This is a genomic window from Streptomyces sp. NPDC051020 (assembly GCF_040683105.1).
In the GTDB taxonomy this organism is placed as follows: Bacteria; Actinomycetota; Actinomycetes; order Streptomycetales; family Streptomycetaceae; genus Streptomyces.
Window position 1 is genome coordinate 97,385 of record NZ_JBFBCG010000021.1, and the last position, 6,000, is coordinate 103,384.

Here is a 6,000-nt window from a genome sequence, read left to right on the forward strand (position 1 = left end):
GGCTCCCGGACGGTACCCCGCATCGCGTCCACCGGGTGCCGAAGACTGCCACTGGCACAGATCGGCCATCGGGCAGCCCGAACCGCCCGCCCGGAACGAACGGGAGCCGTCGATAATGCCTCACATGGCGAACGCAAAGCTCAGCGAAGCTCTTCGGCTTCTGGGGATCGGTCACGAGGCAGGCCGGCTCTATACGGCCCTGCTGGAGTTGGCGCCCGCTCCGCTGAGCGCGGTCGGGGCCGCGGCAGCTCTGGACGGCGCGGAACTCGCCGCGGCGTACGGCGAACTGGTCGACGCAGGCTTGGCCAGTGCCGCCGTGGAGGGCCGGGACGTGGTGGCCCCGGTTCCGCCCGGCGCAGGGCTGGAGATCCTCGGCCGGCACCGGGCGGCCGAGCTCGACGAGTCGCGCATCACCGTCGGAGGCGCGTTCGAGTCGTTCCGGCGTCAGCGGCTCGCCGCGTACAACAACGATCTCGTCGAAGTCGTCACCGGGGAAGCCATCGGTCCCAGGATGCGCCAGGCCTGGGCCAGTGCCCGCGAACAGATCCGGCAGTTCGACTCACCGCCGTACTTCCCCCTCTCCGGCGCCACCGACGATTCGCTGGCCACCCTCGCCCGCGGTGTGACGCAGCGTGTCGTGTACTCGCGGGAGTCGCTGGAGCATCCGGGCCAACTGGAGGCGGTCATCGAACCGTGCATCGAGGCCGGTGAACAGGCCAGGGTACTGCCGTCGGTGCCGGTCAAGCTCGTGATCATCGACGACGTGTACGCGCTCGTGTCGTTGTCGATCAAGGAGGCCGATGTGCACAACACCATGCTGGTCGTGCAGCCGTGCGGGCTGCTCTCCGCGCTCGTGGCACTGTTCGAGCAGGCATGGCAGAACGCACTGCCCTTCCACGGCCGCACCGTCCGGCCGGGCGGCCTGCTGCCCGCCGACCGCCGCCTGCTGTGGCTCCTTGCCGGGGGGGCGAGCGACGAGGTCATCGCCCGGGAGATCGGAATCAGCCGCCGCACACTGTTCCGCCGGGTGCAGATCCTGATGGCCCGGCTGGGTGCCACGAGCCGGTTCCAGATGGCTCTGCAGGCGCAACGTTGCGGATGGCTGTGACCGGGGCATGCTTGTCTGCCCGACCGGGACGACGCGTCGTCCCGGTCGGTTCGGTGCGCCCGAATCCTCGCTGCGGCTCTGGGCCGGCTGCCGGCCCACTCAGCTCGCTCTGACCGAGGCGGAGCTGGTGTCCTTCGGTGTGCGGGCCCCGCGAGAGGAGCGCGCCGACGAGGCCCTCGTCCGGGCCCTCGTCGGCACCGGTGCCGAGCTGGTCGTCGTACCGGAGAGTGCGCTGAGGCTGTCCGAGGGCGTGGGCGCCCTGCTGTGGTACACCGACCCGGGAGCCCCGTCCTGACGCCGGCGCGCTGCGCCCCCCGGATCATGGGTCGCCCCTTGCGCCCGACCGCCCCGGATCGCGCCGCGCGCGGAACGTGCCGACACTGGGCTGGAGCGGCAGCACGGCGGATGGGCGGCGGATGGGGCACATGGACAGGAGCAGGAGCGGCGCGGACGAGACGGACGTCTCGACATCGAAGGGGATCGTGGTCGGACTGGACCGCACCACGACCGGGGCCGCCGGCGCCACCGCCACGGCCCCGCGGTCCGATGGCCCTTGAAGGGACCCCCGAGGACCTGGTCCGCGCGGCCCACGCCGTGGGCGTGACCGACGACCGTCTCCTGGCGGCCGTACGGAGCATCCCCCGGGCCGAATTCGTCCCCGCGGACGAGGTGGCATCCGCGTACCGGGACACGCCCGTTCCGCTCCCCCACGGGCAGGTGACCACCCAGCCCTCGCTGATCGCCATGATGGTCTCCGCTCTCGGCCTCACCGGAGACGAACAGGTCCTGGAGGTCGGGACCGGATACGGCTGGCAGACCGCGCTGCTGGCCCGCTTGGCCGCGTACGTCGTCAGCGTCGAGCGCTGGCCCGACCTGGTCGACGAGGCCCGCCTGCGGCTGGCCCGGCAGGGCGTCGGCAATGCCGAAGTCGTACTCGGCGACGGGACCCTCGGGATGCCGACCCGTGCCCCGTACGACGCCGTCATCGTCTGCGCGGCCTTCCCGCGAGTGCCTGAGCCGCTCGTGGATCAGCTCCGCACTGGTGGCCGGCTCGTCCAGCCGATCGGGCAGGGCGGGCGGGAGCGCGTCGAGCTGTACGAGCGGCGGGCCCGCGGCCTGGTGCAACGCAGGACGGTCACCGCGGCCCGGTTCGTCCGGCTGTACGGCGCCCATGGCTACGACCAGCGGTGACGCGCTCAGCGCTGATAGGTCCCGACCAGGGTGCCGGAGGCCAGCTCCCTGCCCTTCAGGGCACGGTGCACGTCCTCGGCACCCGGGTGTCCGTGCAGCGGCAGCGGCTCGGACAGGGCGTACAGGCGGAAGAAGTAACGGTGCGGACCGTGCCCCGGTGGCGGCATCGGCCCTCCCCAGCCCACGTGGCCGAAGCCGTTGGGCCACGGCAGGCCCCCCAGGGGCTTCTGGCCCTCCGCCGCCCCGGTGGTCCCCGGATCGATGCCGGTCACCAGCCAGTGCAGAAAGGTCGTCCCCGGCGCGTCCGGGTCCTCGCACAGGAGCACTAGCTCCGTGGCCTCGTGGGGCACCCCCGACCAGGTCAGGGGCGGTGAGATGTTCTCTCCCTCCCCGCTGTACCGCCGGGGGATCACCGTTTTGTCGTCGAACGCGGTGCTGCTGAGTTCAATTCCGCTCATGCGCGCCGCCATACCCGCAACGGCGGCACCGACACCGGTCCGCACCCCAAAACCCCCGTTCGGCCGAGCCCACCCTGGCCGCCACCGGAAGCGGGGGTGAAGAGGGCAGTGTGCCGACGAGGATCCTGCTCGAAAGCCGCCCTGGTGCGGGCAGGACGACCGCCCTCCGTCGGCTGGCCCCGCTCCTGCCCACCCACGCCGCCACCGGCTTCACCACCCGATTCGGCGCCCGCCCGTCGCTAGTGCCGCGACCGGCAAGGTTTGCCCCGTCGCGGCCCTGGATCAGGGATGGAACGCACTGTGGGCGTGGCCATTGATCCCGGGTGGATGCACACAGCGCTTCGCACCGTGCTGATACTTCAAGGCCTCAGCGGCAGTCGAGCAAGCCCGCGTTGCTCTTGGCGTCGAGTATCCGCCGCACGCTGTCGTTGACCTTGGCCCGGAACGAAGCGTCCTGTCGCATCCGGGTCTGGATGGCCTGTGTCATCGCGGGTACGATGCTCGGCCGCACCGTGAGGATCATGTCTCCGCCGGCCGCGATGAAGTTCACGGCCCGCTGGGCAGGGCTGAAGGACCGTACCGCGACCGCGTTCCCGAGGTCATCCGAGATGACCACTCCCTTGAAGCCGAGTTGGCTGCGCAGCAGGTGATCGATGACCGTCGGTGAGAAGGCCGCCAGGTGCTTGGGGTCGATCTTGGTGTAGGTGGCCGACGAGACCATCACGAAAGGTGACCCGGCCCGGATCCCGGCCCGGAACGGCGTGAGGCTGGAACTGCCGGTGGTCGTCACCGAGTCCACGACGTTGGCGGTGGTGTCGGTGTTGCCGATCACCTGGCCCAGCCCGGGAAAGTGCTTGAGCGTGGTCATCACGCCCGACTGCGCGAAGCCGGCGGCGAAGGCGCCGGTGTGGGAGGTCACGGTGTCCGCGGTATGGCCGTACTCGCGCTGGAAGGAACCGATGGGGATGTTGCGGGTCCCCAGAGCGGCCGGGACCACGTCGGCGACCGGTGCCAGATTCAGGTTGACCCCAGCAGCCTTGAGCTGCTTGGCCCATCCGGCGGCCTGGGTACGCAGCGTCGCGGTCGGCCAGCTGCCCTGGGTCAGGCCGCTGGGCATGGCCGAGAAGCCGGGGCCGTTGAGCACCTGCACCCGGCCGCCCTCCTGATCGGTCGCGACCAGGAGGCCGACCCGCCGGTCGGCAACCCGATCCGCTTGGCCTCGGAAACCGTCGACGAGCTTTCTGGTCGCCGTCGTACCGGCGGTGCTGCGGCCGGTCAGCATGACTGACCCCACATGGTTGTCGCGCAGAGTGCGCAGCTGAGCTTGATCGGGGTGGGCCGCGGAGATTCCCCCCATGAAAAGCTGTCCGACCCGTTGAGCAGTGGTCATGCCGGACAGGTATCGGTCGGTGCAGGTGGCGGCAGGTGCCGACGGGGCAGTACTCGCGGTGGCCGGGGCAGCATCACTGCTGGTACGGCTCGGCAGTGCACTGGCGGCACCCGGGTCTCGTGTGCCATGGCTGGCAGCGAGGGATCGGGGGGAGTCGGCTATTGCCCCGGGCGGGACCGATGCACCGAAGCCTGTGACGGCGAGCGCCAGAGTGACCAGCGGGGCCCCGGTGCGCAGGGCTGTGCAGCGGCGGCTCCTGGGCCGCTGCCGGACGCGTATTGTCATGCTTCTTCTCCCGGCCTCGACGAGCCGGGACCACCGCGCGCTGCGTAGCCACTTCCGTCACGGCGAGCCCGGCTTGCTGCGTTCATCACACCGTACGTTATTGGGTATTTGTTTGCCCCTTGGCAGGTGTGGGGGATCTACGGCGGACCAGTGTGACGATCCAGCCCCCCAGACAGCTGCACCTCGTCGCCGGCTGCGTAGGCGACCGAGTGAGCCGCCGAGGTGTCCGCACGGCAAGGAAAGCTGCCGGCGTCCGGTGCCGCCCCGGTCAGCCCGACTTCGGCGCCTTCTGGGCGTCAAAGGCGAAGAGAGTGTTCTTGGCCGCGGCCACGATCACCGCACGCCCCGCAACGGTCACGCGCGGGCTTGCGCCCTGCTCGCCCGTCAAACCATCGGCCTGCGGGTCTGTTGTCCACAGGGGTTTGCCATCGTACGGCGACAGCGCGACCAACCGGCCGGTGGCCGAACTGAAATACAGCGCGTCGGCTCCCGCAACGGGACCCGACGCACCCTCCACGCCAGTCTGCCGCGACCACTTGTTCCGGCCGGTCGCGGGGTCGAGCGCGGTGACGAGACCGGTCTGCCCGCTCACGTAGACGGTGCCGTCCGCCATGCCGGGCGTCCCCGCGTATGTCTTGGCCAGTCGGGAGTACGTGACCTTCCGCGACGCCGGGTCGACCCGCGCCACCCCGTCGTAGCCGGCCAGCGCCGTTCCCTCCATGTGTACTTGAAGGAATACGAGCCTGCCGTCGGCGACGCCCATCGGTACGGCGGGGCCGTTGACCGCGATGGGCCCGCCCAGTGCCCCCGAGGCGCGGTCGACCGTGTACAGGGTGGGGTGGCGCACCTCTGAGAGCCTGTCGGGTGGCCGGTTGATTACGCTGCGATGTAGTCCTCGACGGTGTCGGCTCGTGCGGTCTTGCGGTGGGATTCATGGCTCCACCGCAAGGACTGCCCGGCAAGCCGGACGAGCATCAAGCGGATCATCGCCACCTTGATCATGGCCTCGGAGGTCGCGGTCAGCCGTTCGTAGTCACGGGCCAGCCGACGGTTTCGGACCAGCCAGCCGAAACTTCGCTCCACCACCCAGCGGCGGGGCAGGACCTTGAAGCCCTTGACGTCGTCGGTCCGCTTCACGATCTCGACAACGATGTTCAACGCATCCCGGGCCCATGAAAGAAGCTTGGAATCAACGGAGTTGGCGTATCCGCCGTCGGCCCACACGAGACTGACCGTGCGGAATCCCTTCGCGAGACGGGCCAGGACGATGCGGCCTCCGGCCCGGTCCTGCACGGACGCGGAGGTGACCGCGACGACCAGCAGCAGGCCCATCGTGTCCACGATCACGTGTCTCTTTCGCCCTGTCGTTCGCTTGCCCGCATCGAACCCACGTGCCTCGCCGCCCTCGCTGGTCTTGATCGACTGGGCGTCGATCACGGCGGCCGACGGCTCGGGATCGCGTCCGGCCCCGACCCGGACCTGGCGGCGGAGCTCGTCGTGGACGCGGTCCCAGGTGCCGTCCCGGCGCCACTTGGTGAACCAGCGGTGGGCCGCGTCCCAGGGCATCA

General features: G+C 70.3%; 7 protein-coding genes and 1 pseudogene. 4 read left to right on the forward strand and 4 right to left on the reverse strand.

The features are described 5' to 3' along the window. Window positions 1–124: 124 nt before the first annotated feature. The 4 genes from AB0N06_RS14320 (at window position 125) to AB0N06_RS14335 (ending at window position 2,299) form a co-directional block, all read left to right on the forward strand. Window positions 125–1,108: a LuxR family transcriptional regulator gene (locus AB0N06_RS14320; protein ID WP_366134978.1), complete on the forward strand. Its 984-nt coding sequence runs from the start codon at window positions 125–127 to the stop codon at window positions 1,106–1,108. Window positions 1,109–1,115: 7 nt separating this feature from the next. Further along, window positions 1,116–1,403 (forward strand): hypothetical protein, encoded by a 288-nt coding sequence (locus AB0N06_RS14325; RefSeq protein WP_366134979.1) that lies wholly within the window; start codon window positions 1,116–1,118, stop codon window positions 1,401–1,403. A gap of 130 nt (window positions 1,404–1,533) precedes the next feature. Continuing rightward, on the forward strand, window positions 1,534–1,665 hold the full coding sequence (locus AB0N06_RS14330) for a hypothetical protein (RefSeq protein ID WP_366134980.1): 132 nt from the start codon (window positions 1,534–1,536) through the stop codon (window positions 1,663–1,665). Beyond that, window positions 1,655–2,299: a protein-L-isoaspartate(D-aspartate) O-methyltransferase gene (locus AB0N06_RS14335; RefSeq protein ID WP_366134981.1), complete on the forward strand. Its 645-nt coding sequence runs from the start codon at window positions 1,655–1,657 to the stop codon at window positions 2,297–2,299. Before AB0N06_RS14330 ends, AB0N06_RS14335 begins: the two co-directional genes overlap by 11 nt. A 5-nt stretch (window positions 2,300–2,304) precedes the next feature. Here AB0N06_RS14335 and AB0N06_RS14340 read toward each other — a convergent pair whose 3' ends face one another. The 4 genes and pseudogenes from AB0N06_RS14340 to AB0N06_RS14355 form a co-directional block, all read right to left on the reverse strand. Then, complete coding sequence (locus tag AB0N06_RS14340) at window positions 2,305–2,757, reverse strand: YbhB/YbcL family Raf kinase inhibitor-like protein (protein WP_366134982.1); 453 nt, start codon at window positions 2,755–2,757, stop codon at window positions 2,305–2,307. Between the two features lie 367 nt (window positions 2,758–3,124). After that, window positions 3,125–4,147, reverse strand: a complete 1,023-nt coding sequence (locus AB0N06_RS14345) for a glycoside hydrolase family 3 N-terminal domain-containing protein (protein WP_366134983.1) — start codon at window positions 4,145–4,147, stop codon at window positions 3,125–3,127. 553 nt (window positions 4,148–4,700) lie between these two features. Then, a pseudogene (locus AB0N06_RS14350) lies at window positions 4,701–5,282 on the reverse strand (PQQ-binding-like beta-propeller repeat protein); the annotation flags it as partial. Between the two features lie 26 nt (window positions 5,283–5,308). Further along, the coding region (locus tag AB0N06_RS14355) for an IS5 family transposase (protein ID WP_366134984.1) at window positions 5,309–6,000 on the reverse strand (692 nt) is incomplete at its 5' end.